Annotated in this window: 16 protein-coding genes; 7 read left to right on the top strand and 9 right to left on the bottom strand. The window is 67.8% G+C overall.

Translation table 11 applies throughout. The annotated features are described in order from the left end of the window. Position 1: 1 nt before the first annotated feature. From ABD912_RS00325 to ABD912_RS00285, 9 genes are all read right to left on the bottom strand, one after another. A complete protein-coding gene (locus tag ABD912_RS00325) occupies positions 2-820 on the bottom strand; it encodes an ABC transporter ATP-binding protein (RefSeq protein WP_345147612.1) in 819 nt (272 codons plus the stop codon). Next, positions 817-2,544 (bottom strand): dipeptide/oligopeptide/nickel ABC transporter permease/ATP-binding protein, encoded by a 1,728-nt coding sequence (locus ABD912_RS00320; RefSeq protein ID WP_345147611.1) that lies wholly within the window; start codon positions 2,542-2,544, stop codon positions 817-819. Before ABD912_RS00320 ends, ABD912_RS00325 begins: the two co-directional genes overlap by 4 nt. Next, the gene (locus ABD912_RS00315) at positions 2,534-3,562 is read right to left on the bottom strand and encodes an ABC transporter permease (protein ID WP_345147610.1); all 1,029 of its coding nucleotides are present in this window, start codon (positions 3,560-3,562) and stop codon (positions 2,534-2,536) included. The genes ABD912_RS00320 and ABD912_RS00315 overlap by 11 nt, the downstream gene beginning before the upstream one ends. An 11-nt stretch (positions 3,563-3,573) precedes the next feature. Beyond that, positions 3,574-5,169, bottom strand: a complete 1,596-nt coding sequence (locus ABD912_RS00310; RefSeq protein ID WP_345147609.1) for an ABC transporter substrate-binding protein — start codon at positions 5,167-5,169, stop codon at positions 3,574-3,576. A 271-nt stretch (positions 5,170-5,440) separates the two neighbouring features. After that, on the bottom strand, positions 5,441-6,109 hold the full coding sequence (locus tag ABD912_RS00305) for a GntR family transcriptional regulator (protein ID WP_345147608.1): 669 nt from the start codon (positions 6,107-6,109) through the stop codon (positions 5,441-5,443). An 85-nt stretch (positions 6,110-6,194) separates the two neighbouring features. Beyond that, on the bottom strand, positions 6,195-7,289 hold the full coding sequence (locus ABD912_RS00300) for an aromatic ring-hydroxylating dioxygenase subunit alpha (protein WP_345147607.1): 1,095 nt from the start codon (positions 7,287-7,289) through the stop codon (positions 6,195-6,197). A gap of 42 nt (positions 7,290-7,331) precedes the next feature. Continuing rightward, positions 7,332-7,643, bottom strand: coding sequence for a muconolactone Delta-isomerase (locus ABD912_RS00295; protein ID WP_345147605.1), 312 nt, complete (start codon positions 7,641-7,643; stop codon positions 7,332-7,334). An 11-nt stretch (positions 7,644-7,654) separates the two neighbouring features. Then, positions 7,655-8,410 carry an alpha/beta hydrolase gene (locus ABD912_RS00290; RefSeq protein ID WP_345147603.1) on the bottom strand — a complete coding sequence of 252 codons (756 nt, stop codon included), beginning with the start codon at positions 8,408-8,410 and terminating at the stop codon, positions 7,655-7,657. 47 nt (positions 8,411-8,457) lie between these two features. Then, the gene (locus tag ABD912_RS00285; RefSeq protein WP_345147601.1) at positions 8,458-9,837 is read right to left on the bottom strand and encodes an MFS transporter; all 1,380 of its coding nucleotides are present in this window, start codon (positions 9,835-9,837) and stop codon (positions 8,458-8,460) included. Between the two features lie 333 nt (positions 9,838-10,170). On the opposite strand from ABD912_RS00285, the gene ABD912_RS00280 reads away from it, so the two are divergent. The 7 genes from ABD912_RS00280 (at position 10,171) to purU (ending at position 18,258) form a co-directional block, all read left to right on the top strand. Then, on the top strand, positions 10,171-10,887 hold the full coding sequence (locus ABD912_RS00280; RefSeq protein ID WP_345147600.1) for a PIG-L deacetylase family protein: 717 nt from the start codon (positions 10,171-10,173) through the stop codon (positions 10,885-10,887). A gap of 14 nt (positions 10,888-10,901) precedes the next feature. After that, positions 10,902-11,498 (top strand): RraA family protein, encoded by a 597-nt coding sequence (locus ABD912_RS00275; protein ID WP_345147598.1) that lies wholly within the window; start codon positions 10,902-10,904, stop codon positions 11,496-11,498. A 225-nt stretch (positions 11,499-11,723) separates the two neighbouring features. Beyond that, on the top strand, positions 11,724-13,130 hold the full coding sequence (ligM, locus tag ABD912_RS00270; protein ID WP_345147597.1) for a vanillate/3-O-methylgallate O-demethylase: 1,407 nt from the start codon (positions 11,724-11,726) through the stop codon (positions 13,128-13,130). Between the two features lie 99 nt (positions 13,131-13,229). Beyond that, positions 13,230-14,729: an aldehyde dehydrogenase family protein gene (locus ABD912_RS00265; RefSeq protein ID WP_345147595.1), complete on the top strand. Its 1,500-nt coding sequence runs from the start codon at positions 13,230-13,232 to the stop codon at positions 14,727-14,729. Positions 14,730-15,025: 296 nt separating this feature from the next. Further along, positions 15,026-16,408, top strand: coding sequence for an aminomethyl transferase family protein (locus tag ABD912_RS00260; protein ID WP_345147594.1), 1,383 nt, complete (start codon positions 15,026-15,028; stop codon positions 16,406-16,408). Positions 16,409-16,447: 39 nt separating this feature from the next. Then, the gene (locus ABD912_RS00255; protein WP_345147593.1) at positions 16,448-17,326 is read left to right on the top strand and encodes a methylenetetrahydrofolate reductase; all 879 of its coding nucleotides are present in this window, start codon (positions 16,448-16,450) and stop codon (positions 17,324-17,326) included. A gap of 50 nt (positions 17,327-17,376) precedes the next feature. Further along, positions 17,377-18,258, top strand: coding sequence for a formyltetrahydrofolate deformylase (purU, locus tag ABD912_RS00250; RefSeq protein WP_345147766.1), 882 nt, complete (start codon positions 17,377-17,379; stop codon positions 18,256-18,258). The last annotated feature ends 146 nt before the right edge of the window (positions 18,259-18,404 follow it).

Below are 18,404 nucleotides of genomic sequence, written 5' to 3'. Positions count from 1 at the left end.
CCTAGTCGAGGCTGAAGCCCGGGCTCCCGGGCACGGAGGCGAGCAGCCTGCGCGTGTACTCGTGCTGCGGGTTCGGGTAGACCCGATCCACGGGGCCGGCCTCCACGATCGATCCGCGGTACATGACCACGACGTCGTCGCACACCTGCTGCACGACCGCCAGGTTGTGGGAGATGAACAGCATGGCGCTGTCCGTTTCGCCCCGCATCGACTGCAGCAACCTAATGATCTCGGCCTGCACCGACACGTCCAACGCCGAGGTGATCTCGTCCGCGATGACCAGCTTCGGGTCCAGGATCAGCGCGCGGGCGATCGCGACGCGCTGGCGCTGGCCGCCGGAGAACTGGTGCGGGTACTTGTCCAGACTCTTCGGGTCCAGCTTGACCTGGTCCAGGGCGGCGGCGATGCGCTCGCGGTGCCGCTTGGGGTCGGCGCGGTGCGGGTCCAGGGCCTCGGCCAGCGTCTGGCCGATGGTGCGGCGCGGGCTGAGCGAGGCGTACGGGTCCTGCGGGACGTACTGCACCTCGCGGCGCATCGCGGTCCGTTCGGCCCCCTGGACCGTGGACAGGTCCCGGGTGCCGATCCGCACGGTGCCGCCGCTGGGTTTGTTGATGCCCACCAGGGTCTTGCCGAGGGTGGATTTGCCGGACCCGGATTCGCCGACCAGGCCGACCACGCGGCCGTCCGGAATCTCCAGGTCCACGCCGTGCAGCACCTCGGTGTGCCCGAACGTGACGGTCAGGCCCTCCACGGAGGCTGCGGGCGCGCGGGCCGCCCCGCGGGCCGCTGGCGCCTGGCTGGTGGCGTCCATGGTGTTCATCGCGTGTTACCTTCCTGGAGCATGCTGCCTTCCTGGAACGCGGATCCTGCGCCGACCGTGGCCGGGGCGAGGTCGAGCGTCGGGATCGCCGCGAGCAGCGACTGGGTGTACGGGTGGGTGACGTCGCGGTGCCGCAGCTGGGCCGCGGTCAGGCGCTCGACGATCAGGCCGTGCTGCATGACCAGCACGGTGTCGCACAGCTCCTCGACGACGGCGAGGTCGTGGGAAATGAACAGCATGGCCGTGCCCTCGTGCCGGTGGATGCGCCGGAACTGGCGCAGCACCTCGGCCTGGACGGTGACGTCGAGCGCGGTCGTCGGTTCGTCGGCGATGAGCAGCTTGGGCTTGGTCGCCATGGAGGCGGCGATCATGGCGCGCTGGCGCATGCCGCCGGAGAGTTCGTGCGGGTGCTGGCGCAGACGCTGCTGCGGCTGGGTGATCTCCACCGAAGCCAACGCCTCGGCCATCTTGCGCCGGGCCTGGCCCCTCCCCATCTTCAGGTGGGTGCGCAAGACCTCGGTGAGCTGGCCGCCCAGGCGCAGGGACGGGTTGAACGTCGATCCCGGGTCCTGGTAGATGATCCCGACGTCCTGGGCGAGCCGGGATTTGTTCGGCCGCGCCAGGAGGTTCATGTCCCCGATCCGCAGGGTGTCGGCGCGGACGTCGAGTTCGTCGGACGGCAGGCCCGCGACGCACATGGCCGTGAGGGACTTGCCGGAGCCGGACTCGCCGACCAGCGCGACTACCTCGCCGGGTTCGATCCCGAAGGAGACCCCCTTGACCAGTTCCGGGCCGCCGGGGAGGGCGATCCGCAGGTTTTCCACACGCACCAGCGCGGTGTCGCCGGCCGGGACGGTCACGGTTGGGTGGCGCTCGGGCTTGCGGGAGGCGCGGCGCCGCTGCCCGCGGGGGTCCGCGTGGGAGGCCATCGCATCACCGATGAGCATGATGGACAGGCCGGTGAGGACGATCATGGCGGACGGGCCGACGGTGGTCAGCGGCTGGGTGTAGAGGGAGTCCAGGCTGTCGTTGAGCAGGCGGCCGAAGTCGTAGTCCGGGGACTGCACGCCCAGGCCGATGAAGGATAGGGCCGAGATCTCCACGAGCGCCAGGGCGAAGACGGTGGCGGAGAGGATCAGCAGCGGTTCGGCCATGTTCGGCAGCATGTGCCGCAGGGCGATCCGCAACGGACTGACGCCCAGCAGTCGGGCCGTGACCACGTAGTCGCTGTGCGAGATCGAGGAGGCGAGGTTCGCCGTGATCCTGGCGAAGGAGGGGATCCCGGCGATGCCGATGGCGAGGACGGCCGACGTCGGACTGGGCTCCAGGATGGCCGCGATGACCAGGGCGAAGATCAGCGAGGGGTAGGCGACCGCCGTCTCCAGCAGGCGCAGCGCGGCCTCCCGGACCCGGTGGGTGGAGAGCCAGATGGCCAAGCCGATCGTGATGCCGGCCAGCACGGAGATACCCGCGGCGCCGGCGGTCATGGTCAGCGTGAGCCGGGTTGCCGTGAGGGCGCGGGCCAGGATGTCGCGGCCGAAGTCGTCCGTGCCGAGCCAGTGGCCGGAGCTCGGGCCCAGGGCCGCGTCGGCCGTCAGGGTGTCCGCGTCCGCGCGCAGCAGCGGCGGGGCGAGGAGTGCGGTGAGGATCAGGGCGGCCAGGATCAGGACGCCGGCGGTCATGGTCGGGGACCAGAACCGCCGCGTGAGCGGGCTAGGCATCATGGGAGGCACCTCCAAGGTTGCGCGGATCGATGACCGCCAGGACCACATCGACCAGGATGATGATGAGTGTTGCGAGCAGGCCGAGGACCAGGATGATCCCGCGGATCACCGGGTAGTCGCGCTGCAGGATCGCGTTGACGATGCCCTGCCCCAAGCCGGGCCAGGCGAAGACCGTCTCGATGACCACCGCGCCGCCCAACTGCGCGGCGAGGATGAGGCCGGAGAGCGTGAGGGTGGTGGTGATCAGGTTCGGCAGCACGTAGCGCAGGTGGGTGCGGGCAGCGCCCAGCCGCCAGCCGCGGGCGGTGCGGACGTAGTCCTTGTCCAGGACGACGGCGGTTTCCCGCCGCACCACGCGGGCGATCACGCACGCCGGCCCGAACATCAGGCCCGCCGTGGGCAGCACCAGGGAGTCGAACGTGGCCGCGCCGGCGGCCGGAAACCAGCCGAGCGTCACGGCGAAGACGACGACGAGCAGGGTTCCCATGACGTACTGGGGGACGGCGTAGATGAAGCCGGTCACGACGTTGAACCCGTGGTCCAGCCAAGGGAGGCGGCCGCCGCGGGTCAGGATCGCGACGCCCATGCCGACCGGCACGGCGATCAGCAGCACCAGGACGATCGCAAGCAGTGCGATCTGGGCCGTGAACGGGAACCGCGAGAAGATCACCTGGGAAACCTCTTCGCCGCTGATGAAGGAGGTGCCCAGGTCCAGCGTGATGATGCCGCTGAAGTAGGTGAGGAACTGAACGATTAGGGGCTGCTCCAGCCCCAGTTCCTGGCGCATCTGGGCGATCTGGGCGGCGCTTGCGCCGTCGCCGGCGGCCACGGCGGCCGGGTCGCCGGGGATCAGGGGGACGATCAGGAAGGTGACGGCCGTCAGGACGGCGAAGGACAGCAGGAGCCCGCCGAACCGGCGGAGCCCGAACCGCACCCAGGGGTGCTGGGCCGGGCCCCGCCGTCGTCCGGCCCTGAGGCCGGGGGTGCGGCTCGCCTCGGTGGCGATGGTGGTGGTCACGGTCGGTCAGCTCACTTCGTGATGCGCATGGTGCTCTCGTCGCGCTGTCCGTTGAACACGGACACCGCGAACCCTTCACGGGCGGTGGTCTGGGCGACCAGGGAACCGAGCGGGACGGCGTGGGCGTCCTCGACCACGATCCGCTGGATCTCGTTGTAGATGCCGCAGCGCTTGGCTTCGTCCTCCTCGGCCATGGCATCGGCGACGAGGGCCTTCAGCTCCGGGTTCTCGTTGCCGGTCCAGTTCAGGCCGCCATTTTCGGTGCTCGGGCCGATCAGCACCGAGAGTGCGCCGTACATGGTGCCGCCGGCGTTGATGGCGCCCATGAGCGTCATGTCCCACTTTTCGGGCTTCTGCGAATCGGTCGACCAGGTGGCGAGGTCGACGTTGCGCAGTTCGACGTCGGCGCCGGCCTGGCGCATGGCTTCCGAGACGTAGGTGTTGGCGGCGCCGTTGGGACCGAACACCTGCGTGCCCAGGAACTTGATCTTCTCGCCGGTGAGGGCTTGGGCAGCGGCGGCCGGGTCCTGCGGAAGGACGGCGGACGCGTCGGTCACGGCGCAGGGCACCGAGGGGTGCGCGAAGGAGTAGTAGGGCTCGCCCTGGCCGCCGGTCGCGGCCTGGGAGAACGCGTTGCGGTCCACGACTTGGGCGACGGAGCGGCGCATTTCGGCGTCGGTGAACGGCGAACCCTGGCGCTCGTTGAAGAGCGCGAACATGCTGCCGATGGGGAACTTCTCGGCCGTGAAGCCCTTCTGGCCGTCGAACCGGCTCATGTCCTTGCCACGGATGATGGCGATGTCGCGCGTCCCGGTGAGCAGTTCGTTCGCGACGGCACTTGAATTGGCGTTGACCGAGGCGTTGATCGTCGCGGCGGGCACGCCCTCGATGGCCGGCTCGTACTGTGGCCAGGAGCTGTAGTCCTCGCGCAGCTTGAAGGCGTACTTCACGCCGCTCTGCTTTTCGGCGAGCGCGTAGGGGCCGGAGAAGGCGCCGTCGGCGGTGCCGGCATTCAGGCCTTTGGGGTCGGCGAGCCCGTCGGGGCAGACGATGCCGGTGGCGGTCATGCTCAGGCCCTGGAGCATGTCGGCCCAGGGTTCGGTGACGTCGATGGTGACGGTGCCGGCCTCGTCGTCGGCGGTGATGGTGGTCTTGCCCGGGCCGAAGACCAGTTCGCGGAAGTTGGAGTTGGTGTCGGGCGAGGCGAAGTTCCTGAGCGAGTCCGCCACCACGGTGGGGGTGATCCTGGTGCCGTCGGAGCACGTGCCGTTCTCCCCGATGGTGAACACGCCCCGGGTGGGAGTAACTTCCCACGCGGAGGCGAGGTTCGGGACGATCGAGTTGTCGGTTCCGCGGCGCACGAGCGTGTCGAACAGGAGCCGGCTGGCCATGTAGTCGTCGGCGTTGCGGCCCTGCGGCGGGGAGAACGTCGTCGGATCGGCGTTGAACGTGGTGTTGATCGTGTCCGTGGACGCCCCTCCTTCGGGGGCGGAAGCGTTGCCGCTGCCGGTGGTGCAGCCGGCGAGGGCCAGCGTGGCCGTGGTCAGCACGGTGGTGACCGTAGCCCAACGGCGGGCGGCGGGACGGCGGGTCTCGGCACGGTTCATTGCGGTGGTCCTTCGTTCGGTGGGTGACGGGCATCACTCCGGGGAGCGCTCCCAGAAGTATGCGCAGCACAGCACCCACCAAAACAGGACTAAAAAGCTATCGGTTCCATAGCAGAACGGCATGGTAACGCTGTTGGAACATCAGTGGCGCAGCACCGATGATGCGGCGCGCGGGTGGCGGCTGGCCGCATGAAGGCCTCCCCGGCCGGCGTGGGCCGTCCCGGCGCCTGTTGGCGCTTTGAAGCTACGGCAACGGAAGCGGAGCCGCTCCCTAGATGCTGCTGGCGGCCTGCCCCTCCATGGCGCGCTCCCGGAGCGCGTCGGCAACGTTGAGCAGATGCCGCTTCATGGCATCTTCGGCACCATCCGCGTCACCGCCGCAGATGGCATCGATGATTTCCAGGTGTTCAGCCAGCGAGCCGACAGGACCTCCCGAACGCAGGTTGAGCCGAAACTGATGCCGGACCACTTGCCCCTTGAGCCGATGGATCACCGCGGCGGCCGTGCCGTGCTGGCTGATGTCCAGCACGGCTTCATGCAGACGGTTGTTGAGGTCGGAGTAACGGTACAGATCGCCCGTTTCGATGGCCTGGCGCATATCCTCACCCAGGGACTGGAGCATTTGCCGGTCCTCGTCCGTTCGCTTGGCGGCGGCCTGGGCCGCGCACATGGCTTCGAGCGCCGTGCGGACTTCGAGGATTTCGATGGCCTCGGACACCGGAACCGAGCGCACCCGTGCACCGCGGTTCTGGATCCGTTCCACCAGTCCCTCGGTCGCCAATTCGGCCAGCGCGGCCCGCACCGTGGCCCGGCTCGCGTTGTAGGCGGTGCAGATGTCCTGCTCGATGAGCCGCTGGTTCGGCGCCAGGTCTCCGCGTGAAATCGCGTCCCGGAGCCTGGATACGACCGCTTGGGTGTCCGTGAGGCTCTCCGCTGCCACGACTGCTCCTCCGCTGATTATTGACAACCAATTTTGTTGACATTATTGCACGGCCGCAGCGCGGGCAAGCGGAGCAAAGGCGGCCCTACCGCGCCGCCGCCAGCTGACCCTCGGCCGCCAGCATCCGCTCGATCATCCGGCGCACCCACATGCCGCCGGCATCGATGTTCAGGCTGTAGAACTGGTAGTCCGGGTTGGCGTCGATGGCCTCCTGCTGCGCCTTGAGCATCGCCTCGTCCTGGGCGAAGATGCCCGATACCCCCTGCGTGGTCTTCCGGGTGATGGCAGCATCGTTGAGCCGGTAGTTGCGCATGAACGCCCAGAAGTAGTGGCAGCTGCGGTCCGTCTCCGGGGAGATGGTGTTCATGACGAACCCGTTCACGCCCTGGCTGCGGTCCCCCTCCGGGGCGCCGGTGCCGGCCTTGGCCACCCCGACGTCGATGCGGATGGTGGAGGGGTACTGCCACTGGATGATCTGCCAGCGGTCCACCGGACCGGTGTAGTCGGGAAAGCGGTCCCTGAGGTAATTGGCCCAAACCGGCGGAGCGTCGATGTTGTGCATCCAGCGGGAGACGGTGACGGTGTTCTCATCGTGGGTGACCTCGAAGTCGGACTCGCTCAACTCCTCCTGGCCGATGCTGGAGGAATGCACGAACTCCTCGTGGGTCAGGTCCATCAGGTTGTCCAGCACCAGCTGGTAGTTGCACGCGGTATGGATCGTCTCCCCGTCACCGGCCCACTCCGGGCTGTCCATCTGGTGCATGTCAGGGACCAGGTCCGGATCCGCCTTGGCCGGATCCCCCAGCCAGACCCAGACGAAGCGGTAGCGCTCCACCACCGGGAAGGAGGGCACCGTGGCCGAGGGGTTGATCGTCTCCTGCGCCGGCATCGAAGCGCAGCGTCCGGCCGAGTTGTACACGATGCCGTGGTAGGGGCACTGGATCCCGTCCCGTCCCACGGTCTTGCCCATCGACAGCGGGGCCAGCCGGTGCCAGCACGCATCGGCCAGCGCCACCGCCCTGCCATCTTCGGTCCGGTACAGCGCCAGTGGGCGATCCGCGATCCGGCGCGACGTCGGCGTGCGCGTGACCTCGTGGTCCCACGCGGCCACGTACCAGGCATCCAAGGGATGGCCCAGGATCCGGGCCGTCGTCGTTCCACGTACTTCAACTTGCGTCATGATTAGCGCTTTCTACTTGCACGGCCCGCCCGGGGACGGTCCTTAGGCTGTCGCGGGAGTGGAGGACTTCGCCGCGGCGAGCAGCTTTTCCTGCGGATGCATGGCCAGCGCCTCGACCGTGATGCTCTGCCACTGGAAGGTGGGGAGGCCGGACAGGACGTCGTGAAGCTCCGTCACGTCCTCGGCTTCATACCAGCCGACGGCGGTGCGGGTTCCGGGAACCCGCCACAGCCTGCGCAGGATGCCCCGGTCGCGCAGTTGCTGGGCGTACTCCCGCTCCGCCGACTTGATGCGGGCTTCCTCTTCTGCAGCCATCGGGGGCATGTCGTTTTGTTGCCGGACCAGGAATTCCATCGCTTCTCCTTCTAAACGGCCACACGCACGGTGTGCTTCTGGGGCTGCAGCAGGTGTTCTGCCAGCAGTTCTGCGTTCGTCACCATCACTTCGTGGTCCGCATCCAGTTCGGCGACCTGCCAGCCGGCCGTCTCCGCCCGCTGGGCGAAGCGGGTGAACGGTGTCGCCCATCCGGAGCACAACAGGTACTCGCCGGTGAACGGCAGGTCCGACAGGCCATGTTCCACCGCGTCAAGGTAGGTCTTGGCGGGATGGGCCGTCAGGCGGGGCGACAGGTCCGCGATGATCCGCTGGTCGGTGACTCCCAGGTTTTCCAGCGGCCGCGGGTCAATGACCAGGCCGCCGTTCTCGCGGGCCGACTCCAGGTAGTGGGCCGCGGCCCGTTCCGGCAGCAGGTCGATGGCGACCTCGCCTGGCTCCGGCAGGAAGCCGTCGAGGATCACCAGCCGCTTGATCCTGTCCGGGACCAGCGCGGCGGCGCCGGTCGCCACCAGGCCCGCGTAACTGTGACCCACAAGGATGACGTCCCGCAGGTCCTCTGACTCGATGGTGGCCACGACATCCGTCACGTGGGTGCGCAGTCCCGTCTCGGGGGTCAGCAGGTGTGCCCTGTCGCCCAGCCCCGTGAGGGTCGGAGTCAGTACGGTTGCACCCGCGGCTTCCAGCAGCCGCTGGACCGGCCGCCAGCACCACGCTCCGTGCCAGGCGCCGTGGACCAGGACGTAGGTCCCGCCTCCGGCCGTTTCCGGGTTGATGATCTCCGTCATTCTTGACTCCTTTTGGCTAAGGCTTGGGGTTCGAGGTCAGGCCGGGATCAGCGGGCAGGACCGTTGCCGTCGGCGTAGATTTCCTCAACGTGGTGCGAGGCTTCGGGCGCATCGTACGAGGCGCTGTACCGTCCCACCTTGAGCAGGATGATCGCACCCAGGCTCAGGGCCCCGAGGACCAGGAGGTAAAGGGAGATCGGAACCGTGGACCCGTAGGTCGCGAACAGGCTCGTGGCGATCAGCGGCGCAAACCCGCCGCCGAGGATGGAGCCGATCTGGTAGGCAATGGAGGTTCCGCTGTACCTGACGGTGGAGGGGAAGAGCTCGGCAATCATGGCTGCCTGGGGACCGGCCATCAGCGACTGCGCCAGCAGCATGACGGTGAACGCGAGCAGGATCAGGCCCGGGTTTGCGGTGTTGATCAGTCCGAAGAAGGGAAAGGCCCACACGATAACGAGGGCGGCGCCCGCGGTAAAGACCGGCTTCTGGCCGAACCGGTCCGCCAGGACCGCGCCCAGGTAGACCGTGACCAGATGGGCCACGGCTCCAAAAACAATCAACCACAGCATGGTCGGGCGGGAGATCTCCAGGGCAGTGGTTCCGTAGGAGAGCATGTAGACCGAGTAGATGTAGCCGATGGCGGGCGACGCGATCGAGACCGCTCCGGCGAGCATGACCGTCAGCCCGTGCTTGGTGAGGACGGTGCGCAGGGGATTCTTCTCCACCACGTCGCTGCGCTTGGCCTCTTCAAAGGAGGGGGACTCTTCGATTTGGAGCCGCAGGTACAGCGCGACGATGATCAGGGCCCCGCTCAGCAGGAAGGGCACGCGCCAGCCCCAGGCCTGGAACATGTCAGGGGCGAAGAGCGCCGTCACGGCGATGAAGACAAGGTTGGACAGGATGATGCCGGCGGGCAGCCCCATCTGGGGAAACGACCCGTACAGGGCGCGCTTGTTCCGCGGCGAGTATTCGACGGCCATCAGCACGGCACCGCCCCATTCCCCGCCCACGCCCAGGCCCTGCAGGAAGCGGAACGTGACGAGCAACGCGGGGGCAGCCGCACCGATGGCCGCGTAATTCGGCAGCAGGCCGATGGCCACCGTGGCCCCGCCCATCAGGAGCATGGAGATCAACAGCATCGACTTGCGGCCCACCCGGTCGCCGAAATGCCCCATCAGGACGCCGCCGATGGGCCGGGCGATGAAGCCCACGGCAAAGGTGGCAAAAGCGGCCAGCGTGCCGGCCAAGGGGTCCTCTGTCGGGAAGAACTGGGGGCCGAAGATCAGCGCCGCTGCCGCGCCGTAGAGGAAAAAGTCGTACCACTCGATGGCGGTTCCGATGAAACTTGCACCCAGCACCTTCCTCCGCTCCGCGGCGGAGGGAGCAGCACGTCCGGATCCTTGGACTTCGGAGCTTGGAGAAACCATGAGGCCTTCCTTGTGGACTAGTGGAATGGAGACCGCCCGGGCTGGCGGGGCCGCGCTCGCGGGCGACCCTCTCGCCAATGCGCTCGGCGGCGGCAGCGGCCCGCACAGCGTTGTGCCGGAAGCCGCAGGCCTACGCTCTGCCGAAAATCAGTGGGGCAAAAATCGGCGGGCAGGAAACCAGTTGAAGTGGCCCCAACGTATCGACGGTCAACCATGATTGTCAACACTTTTGGATTCATTTACGTCTTCGAGATTATGGCCAAGGGGGTTGACATTGTCTCCGGAAGTGCGAACGATCGAGGCGTAGATTTCGTCAACACACAGGGGTCTTGAATGTCGAAGAGAAGAATGCTCGTCGTCGGCGCCCACAGCGCGGACTTTGTCTGGCGCTCGGCCGGCGTCCTGGCGGCCCACACCCGGGCCGGAGGCGAGGCACTCGTGGTGGCCCTGTCCTACGGCGAACGCGGTGAATCCGGGGAACTCTGGAAGGAGCCGGGACAGACCGAGGAGAACGTCAAACGCATCCGCCACGAAGAAGCCTCCAGCGCGGCGGCCATTCTCGGCGCCGAGTTCCAGGCGTTCGATTTGGGCGACTATCCGCTGGAAATGGGGTCCGTCGGCGTCGGCCGCCTGGCCGAACTGATGCGCGACTTCCAGCCCCACGTCACGCTCACCCACCCGGCGAAGGACCCGTACAACCCCGACCACCCCGTCGCCCACGCGGCCGTGGCGCGGGCCCGGCTGCTGACGGCCGGCGCCGGCGTCGAGAGCGGCTTCCGGACCGCCCCGCCGTCGGAGTTCCTGGCCTTCGAGCCGCACCAGCCCGAACTCTGCGAGTTCACGCCCACGGTCTTCGTCGACATCACGGACGTCTTTGAGCTCAAGAAGCTGGCCATGAAGGAAATGAAGGCCCAGCAGTACCTGCAGGAGTACTACTCCCAGCGGGCCGAACACCGCGGCAACCACGCCCGCAAGGTCACCGGCAACAAGCAGATCCGGCAGGCCGAGGCCTTCCAGCGCCTGCTGCCCAACGTCGTGGGCACACTCTAGGAAGGGATGGCGCAATGAGCGAACAGGACCGGCACATTCTGGAGCTGGCGGGAACGCTGCCGGTTGCCAACATCGGGGACGCGATGGAGCGCCTGAATGTCGTCGACGCCGGCATCGGCCCCGTCTGGCCCGGAGCACGCGTGGTCGGCAGGGCATTCACCGTCATGACGGCCGGCGGCGACAACAAGGCCATCCACGAGGCCCTGGAACACGTCGGCCCCGGCGACGTCCTGGTCGTGAACGGGCAGGGGGCCACCCACCGCGCCCTCATCGGCGAACTGATCGCAGGGAATGCGGCCGCCAAGGGCGTGGTCGGCTTCGTCATCGACGGCGCCATCCGCGACGTCCGCGACCTGGAGGCGATGCGGTTTCCCGTCTTCGCCCGCGCGGTGACACCCGCCGGCCCGTACCGGAACGGCCCGGGCTACCACCAAAAGCCCGTGGCGATCGGCGGCGTCGTGGTCAATCCGGGCGACCTGGTCGTCGCGGACGACGACGGCGTCGCCGTCGTCCCGCGGGATGCGGAAGCGGGCGTCATCGCCCGGGCCGTTGCCAAGCACGAGCAGGAACTGGCGCAGCGGGACGGCATCCCGGCCCCCAGCGTCATTTAGGCAGGATGGCCCCTAGCGGTGCCACTGCTGCATCCAAGTCCGTCTTCGAAAATGTAGACAATTCTGTTGCCGATCCTCGGAGGGTCGGCTAGGTTGTTAGCAACGTCACAGAGCCCGCGCCCGGAGTCGAGCCGATACGCTCTGCGGCCTGTTTTCCGCAGTACATCTTCCACTAAGCGAGATATGCCCAAGACATTCCGGCCCAGCCGGCTAGGAGGGGGAATCATGAGCGCAAAGAACCTGCAGGAAGTCCTGGACGCTTCAGGCAATGCCGTCGACCTGCTGCGCAATTCACAGGTGGGCGCCTACATATACCCGGTGGTCGCCCCGGAGTTCACCAACTGGCGCAGCGAGGTCCGCGCCTGGCGGGACACGGCAGTGCTGTACGACCAGTCGCACCACATGGACAATCTGTTCATCAAGGGCCCGGACGCGCTGCGGCTGATCTCGGACACCGCGGTCAACAGCGTGGCCCAGTTCCCGGTGAACAAGGCCAAGCAGTATGTGCCCACCACCCCGGCCGGGCACGTGATCGGCGACGGCATCCTCTTCCACGAGGCCGAGGACGAGTTCGTCTACGTGGGCCGTTCGCCGGCCGCCAACTGGCTGCTCTTCCACGGCGAAACCGGAGGGTATGACGTGGAGGTCGTCGTGGACCGCCGCTCGCCGTCGCGCCCGATGGGCAAGCCGGTGTCGCGCAAGTACTGGCGGCTGCAGATCCAGGGCCCGAATGCCTGGCCGATCATCGAAAAGCTCAACGGCGGGCCGGTGGAGCAGCTGAAGTTCTTCAGCATGGATTACCTCACCGTGGCCGGTGTGCGGGTGCGCACGCTGCGCCACGGCATGGCAGGGGCCCCGGGCCTGGAGCTGTGGGGGCCGTACGAGTCCTACGACAGGGTCCGCGACGCGGTCCTGGAGGCCGGACGGGAGTTCGGCCTGCTCGCCGTCGGCGCCCGCGCCTATTCCTCGAACACGCTGGAATCCGGGTGGATCCCGTCGCCGCTGCCCGCGATCTATTCCGGGGAGGAACTGCGCCCCTACCGCGAATGGCTGGGGGCGGACAGCTACGAGGCCACCAACGCCGTGGCCGGCAGCTTCGTCTCGAACAACATCGAGGACTACTACCTGACCCCGTGGGAGCTGGGCTACGGTTCGTTCGTCAAGTTCGACCACGACTTCATCGGCCGCGAGGCGCTGGAGAAGATCGATCCGGCCACCCAGCGCCGCAAGGTCACGCTGGCCTGGAACGCCGAGGACATGGCCAAGATCTTCGCGTCCATGTTCGATACCGAGTCCGAGAGCTACAAGTACTTCGACCTGCCGAACGCCAACTACGGTTCCTCGAACTACGACTCGATCATCGACGAAACCGGGACCCAGGTGGGCGTGTCCATGTTCACCGGATACAGCGCCAACGAGAAGCGCGCCCTGTCCCTGGCCACCGTCGCCCCGGAGATCGAGCTGGGCACGGAGGTGCGGGTGGTCTGGGGCGAACCCGACGGCGGCACGCGCAAGACCACCGTGGAGCCGCACCGGCAGCTTGAGGTCCGCGCCATTGTCAGCCCCGCACCGTACTCGGTGACGGCCCGCAAGGAATACCACGCCGGCTGGCGGACCGCACAGGCGGTTTAGTTTCGGTTTTGCCGCCGCACCGGTCCTGCGGCGCGGCAGCAAAGCAATGCAATACGGCAATGCAATAAAGGGATGAAAACACGGAAGAGGTGTTCGGCGATGACAGAGACGACGCAAACGACGGCCCAGGTGGCCACGGGGCTGTTTATCGGGGGTGAGGCCCGGGAGACGCGTGAGACCCTGGCGGTGGCCGATCCGGGCAGGCCCGGATCGGTGGTGGGCCATGCCGCTGCCGCCACCACGCAGGATGTGGAGGACGCGGTCGCGGCGGCGAAGGCAGCGTACCCGGCTTGGGCCGCACTGTCGGCCGAGGAGCGGGCCGGCCTGATGGCCGCGGCCATCGAAGGGATCGCGGAACTGCGCGACGAGGACGCGGAGATCCTGTCGCAGGAGAACGGCAAAGTCCGTTTCGAGGCCTGGGTCGACGCCCTGGTGTTCGAGATCCGCTGGAACCTGGCGCTGGCCCTGGCGGGCGAGGTGGATAAGGCCAAGGTCCTGGACCCGGCCCCGGGGATCCCGGTGAGCACCACCGTGGCCTACCAGCCGCTGGGCGTAGTCTCGGTCATCGTGCCGTTCAACTGGCCGGTGGCGATCCTGGGCGCGGCCCTGCCGCACGCCCTGCTGGCCGGCAACACCGCGATCGTCAAGCCGCCGCCCACCGCTCCGCTGGCCACCACCCGGATCGTGCAGCGGGTGGCCGAAAAGCTGCCGCCGGGAGTGCTCAACGTCGTCACTGGCGCCGACGACCGGATGGGCGCGCTGATCCAGCACCCGGACATCGCCAAGGTCTGCTTCACCGGCAGCGTCCCGGGCGGCAAGCGCATCATGGCAATGGCCTCGGCCTCCCTGACCCGAGTGACGCTCGAACTCGGCGGCAACGACGCGGCCATCTTCCTGGCCGACGCGGTCCTGGACGATACCCACCTGGATCGGCTCTACGCGGCAGTCTTCGACACCACCGGGCAGATCTGCATGAACGCCAAGCGCATCTACGTGCACCGCTCACGGCTGGAGGAACTGACCGCCGGGCTGGCCGCCCGGCTGGAGCGTGCGGTCATCGGCTACGGCCTGGACCCGGCCACCACGATGGGCCCGCTGCACTCCCCGGCGCAGAAGGCGTTCGTTCAGGATCTGATCAACGAGGCCAGGGACGCCGGCGCCGAGGTGCGCGAGTACGGCATGATGCCCTCGGACCCGGACCTGGCCGGCGGGAACTACCTGCGCCCGGCCCTGGTCATCGACCCGGACCCGGGCCTGCGCGTGGTCACCGAGGAACAGTTCGGGCCGGTCATCCCGATCATCCCCTTCGACACCGAGGACCAGGCCATCGCCGCCGCCAACGACACCTGGGGCGGGCTCGGCGGCTCTGTCTGGACCGCGGACCGGGCCGCGGCCAACAGGATCGGCGCGCAGCTGGCCTGTGGCTACGTCTGGGTCAACGACCACGGCGCGACCCGCCTGGACCTGCGCGCCCCCTTCGGCGGCATGAAGGACTCCGGCATGGGCCGCGAACAGGGCCTCGAGGGCCTCCGCGCCTTCCAGGACACCCGTTCCATCGCCCACCTCGACGAAGCCGCCCTCGCGGCATCCGCCCACTAAGCGGCAGTCGTCCACTGGGCAGGCACGGCAAGGTGGCGCGGGCCGAAACCCCGCGCCACCGGCCGGCATGCCGTCATGCGGGGATGTCTGGGCACGGCCGCTGCGCGGCACCGGGCGGGCACGTTATGCGACATATGTCCCGCGGCAGACGGGCCAACCATATGAAGAACCATTTTCGTTGACGATCTAGGGTCGCTAGTAGTGATGCGGCGCACAGTCCGCCCCCAGTGGTGCCGGACCAGCCGCCCCACCGACCCGGAACGGGTCACCCATCGGCCCTAGAGAAAGCCATCATCGTGAGTGTTGAAACCCTGCAGTCCCAGAACGCCGAAAGCCTCGGAGCCGCCATCGGGCGGGCCGGAAACCCGGTCGAGCTCCTGCGCAACTCCGCGTACCGCCCCCATACCTTTCCGGTGGCGGCCGAATTCACGAACTGGCGCTCCGAGCAGGCGGCCTGGCGCGAATCCTGCGCCCTGCTGGACCAGTCCCACCACATGACGGACCTGTTCATCACCGGTCCGGACGCCCTGAAGCTGCTGGCCGATTTCGGCGTCAACAGCTTTGCGAAGTTCGCCCCGGGGCAGGCCAAGCAGTACGTGGCCGTCAACGAGGAGGGCTTCTTCATCGGGGACGCCATCCTTTTCCATCTCGACGACGAGAGCTTCGACCTGGTCGGCCACCACACCGTGCTCAACTGGCTACAGTTCCAGCTGGAGACCGGAAGCTACGACGCCCGCATCGAGCGCGACGACAACTCCTTCGTCCGCGGCCAGGGCCGTTCGCCGAAGCTGTACCGCTACGAACTCCAGGGACCCAACACGGCGGCACTGGTGGAGAAGCTCACCGGCCAGCCGCTGCCCGACGTCCGGTTCTTCCACATGGCCGAATTCACCATTGCCGGGCACCGGGTGCGCGCGCTCCGGCACGGCATGGCCGGCCAGCCCGGGTTCGAGCTTTTCGGCCCCTGGGCCGAAGGCCAGGACGTCCTGGACGCGATCCTGGCGGCGGGCGAGGAGTTCGGCCTCGTCCGGGCCGGAGCCAAGGCCTATTCCACCGCGAATCTGGAATCCGGTTGGATTCCGTCGCCGGTTCCGGCCATCTTCGGCGAGGCCGAGAAGCCGTACCGGGAGTGGTTGGGCGCCGAGTCGCTGGGTTCGCTCGGCGGCAGCCTGGATTCGTCCGACATCACCGACTACTACGTCACCCCCTATGACCTCGGCTACGGCATGGTGGTGAAGTTCGACCACGACTTCCTCGGCCGCACGGCGCTCGAACGGCTCGCAGGGACGCCGCGCCGGAAGAAGGTCACCCTCGTCTGGAACACCGACGACGTCACCAGCGCCATCCGCTCGCTGTACGAGCCGGGCACCCCGGCAAAGTTCATCGACATGCCCAAGGCCCGCTACGCCCTGTTCCAGATGGACAAGGTGCTGCACGACGGCCGGTGGGCCGGCATCTCGATGGATGCCGGCTACATCTCGAACGAACACGTGATGGTGTCCCTGGCGACCGTGGACCTCGACGTCAGCGAGCCCGGCACCGAAGTGAGCGTGCTGTGGGGAGAACAGCCGAACTCCGCCAAGCCTGCCGTGGAAGCCCACCGGCAGGTGGAGATCCGCGCCACCGTGGCTCCGGCGCCCTTTGTCCAGGCGGTCCGCGACTCCTACCGCAACGCGTGACGGCCCGGAGACCGGGCCCCAGTATTGGGAGGTACCGATTTGGAACTGTCTAAGACTGCCCCTTCCCCGCAAAGCAGGCGGGCGCTGGCGGGCCTGGCCGGCAACATCGGCTACGAAGTCATGCCGTTCAAGGGAACGGAGGACAAGGTGCTGGAGCATGTACCCACCTCCGTCCCCCTGACGGTGACCGCCACCGGAGGCAAGGGCATCGACGTGACCCTTGACCTGGTCCTTCGGCTGCGGAGGCACGGATATTCGGTGGCACCCCACCTGCCCGCCCGCCTCTTCAGGGACGACGCCGAACTGTCCGGCGTCGTCGATCAGCTGCGGGAGGCCGACGTCCGGCGGGTATTCATCATCGCCGGAGATGCCCCGCAGCCCGCGGGCCGGTTCCCGGACGCCTATTCCTTGCTGAAGTCGCTGGATTCCCTGGGGCACCATTTCGAGGACGTCGGCATCGGGGGCTATCCCGAGGGCCACGCCACGATCGAGGACCAGGCCCTCGAGTCGGCTCTGGAACAGAAGGCTCCGCTCGCCACGCGGATCCTGACCCAAATCTGCTTCGACGCCAGGACCACCACCGCCTGGGCGGCGGGGATCAAGCAGCGCGGCGTCGAGCTGCCCATTTATGTGGGCATGCCCGGGCCGGTGAGCCGCCAGAAGCTGGTGCGCGTTTCCGCAGGACTCGGGCTGGGACAGTCCGCCCGGTTCCTGCAGAAGCAGCAGAACATGCTGTGGCGCTTCTTCATGCCCGGCGGATACCGCCCCGACAAGCTCATCCGCGGGCTGGCGGCGGCGGTGCCGACGGCGGACACCAACATCCGCGGCTTCCACATCTTCACCTTCAACGACCTGGCCGAGACCGAGGCCTGGCGCCGCAACCTGGTGCAGTCGGTCGCGGAACAGGAGGACCAGTGACCACGGCCGCCACCGAGGAAACGCCACGACAGCGACCGCCGCAGGAATCCTTGGCGACCGCCTCCGGAACGGACTCCGGAAGCAAAGACATCGGCCGGCTGATCGTCCAGGGAACCGACCAGCACGGCATCGTCGCCAGCATCTCGGCACTGCTGTCAGAGGCCGGGGCGAACATCGTGTCGCTGGACCAGCACTCCAGCGACCCCGAAGGCGGCCAGTTCTTCCAGCGGACCGTCTTCAGCCTCCCCCACCTGCCGGCCCGCCTGGAGGAACTGCGGGAGAAACTGGACGCCCGGCTCACCGGTGAACTGGGGCTGTCCTGGCAGCTCGTGGAGGCCCGGCAGCGCAAGCGGGTTGCGGTCTTCGTCTCCAAGTCGGACCATTGCCTGCTGGACCTGCTGTGGCGGCAGCGCCGCGGCGAACTGCCCATGGACATCGTTATGGTGGTCTCCAACCACCCCGACCTCGCCAAGGACGTCCGCCCGTTCGGAATCCCCTACTTCCACGTGCCGGCCTCCGGAGGCAAGGTGGAGGCCGAGCGCCGGCACCTGGAACTGCTGGCCGGCAACGTGGACCTGGTGGTGTTGGCCCGCTACATGCAGATCATCACCGAGGACTTCCTCGAAGCGGTCGGGGTGCCGGTGATCAACATCCACCACTCCTTCCTGCCCGCCTTCATCGGAGCCGGCCCCTACCAGAAGGCCAAGGACCGGGGCGTGAAGCTGATCGGCGCCACCGCCCACTACGTCACCAAGGACCTGGACGAGGGGCCGATCATCGAGCAGGACGCCATCCGGGTCTCCCACCGGGACTCGGCGCAGGATCTGGCCCGCAGCGGGGCCGACGTCGAACGCCGGGTGCTGTCACGGGCCGTCGCCGCCCATTGCGAAGACCGGATCCTCCGGGAGGGCAATACGACTGTTGTTTTCTAGCGAAACAGGACATTTGTCCCGGACGCAGGGCGGCATCCGACGGATGCCGGCACCACGAACGGTTCCTAGAGTCAGAATGTGAGGTGCGCAACACCGCCGCCACGGCGTGCGGGTCGCCCTCATCCCACCAGGCCAGCAAGCCACGC

The organism is Arthrobacter ginkgonis (assembly GCF_039540195.1).
Classification (GTDB): Bacteria; Actinomycetota; Actinomycetes; order Actinomycetales; family Micrococcaceae; genus Zafaria; species Zafaria ginkgonis.
The sequence above is the reverse complement of the archived record's forward strand: the minus strand, read 5'-3'. Positions and strand labels throughout refer to the sequence as shown.

Excerpts from the sequence above, each read along its gene's own strand:
- ABD912_RS00325 (WP_345147612.1), bottom strand. The coding sequence starts at position 820 with ATGAACACCATGGACGCCACCAGCCAGGCGCCAGCGGCCCGCGGGGCG.
- ABD912_RS00320 (WP_345147611.1), bottom strand. The coding sequence starts at position 2,544 with ATGATGCCTAGCCCGCTCACGCGGCGGTTCTGGTCCCCGACCATGACC.
- ABD912_RS00310 (WP_345147609.1), bottom strand. The coding sequence starts at position 5,169 with ATGAACCGTGCCGAGACCCGCCGTCCCGCCGCCCGCCGTTGGGCTACG.
- ABD912_RS00300 (WP_345147607.1), bottom strand. The coding sequence starts at position 7,289 with ATGACGCAAGTTGAAGTACGTGGAACGACGACGGCCCGGATCCTGGGC.
- ABD912_RS00295 (WP_345147605.1), bottom strand. The coding sequence starts at position 7,643 with ATGGAATTCCTGGTCCGGCAACAAAACGACATGCCCCCGATGGCTGCA.
- ABD912_RS00290 (WP_345147603.1), bottom strand. The coding sequence starts at position 8,410 with ATGACGGAGATCATCAACCCGGAAACGGCCGGAGGCGGGACCTACGTC.
- ABD912_RS00285 (WP_345147601.1), bottom strand. The coding sequence starts at position 9,837 with ATGGTTTCTCCAAGCTCCGAAGTCCAAGGATCCGGACGTGCTGCTCCC.
- ABD912_RS00280 (WP_345147600.1), top strand. The coding sequence starts at position 10,171 with ATGTCGAAGAGAAGAATGCTCGTCGTCGGCGCCCACAGCGCGGACTTT.
- ABD912_RS00275 (WP_345147598.1), top strand. The coding sequence starts at position 10,902 with ATGAGCGAACAGGACCGGCACATTCTGGAGCTGGCGGGAACGCTGCCG.
- ligM (WP_345147597.1), top strand. The coding sequence starts at position 11,724 with ATGAGCGCAAAGAACCTGCAGGAAGTCCTGGACGCTTCAGGCAATGCC.
- ABD912_RS00265 (WP_345147595.1), top strand. The coding sequence starts at position 13,230 with ATGACAGAGACGACGCAAACGACGGCCCAGGTGGCCACGGGGCTGTTT.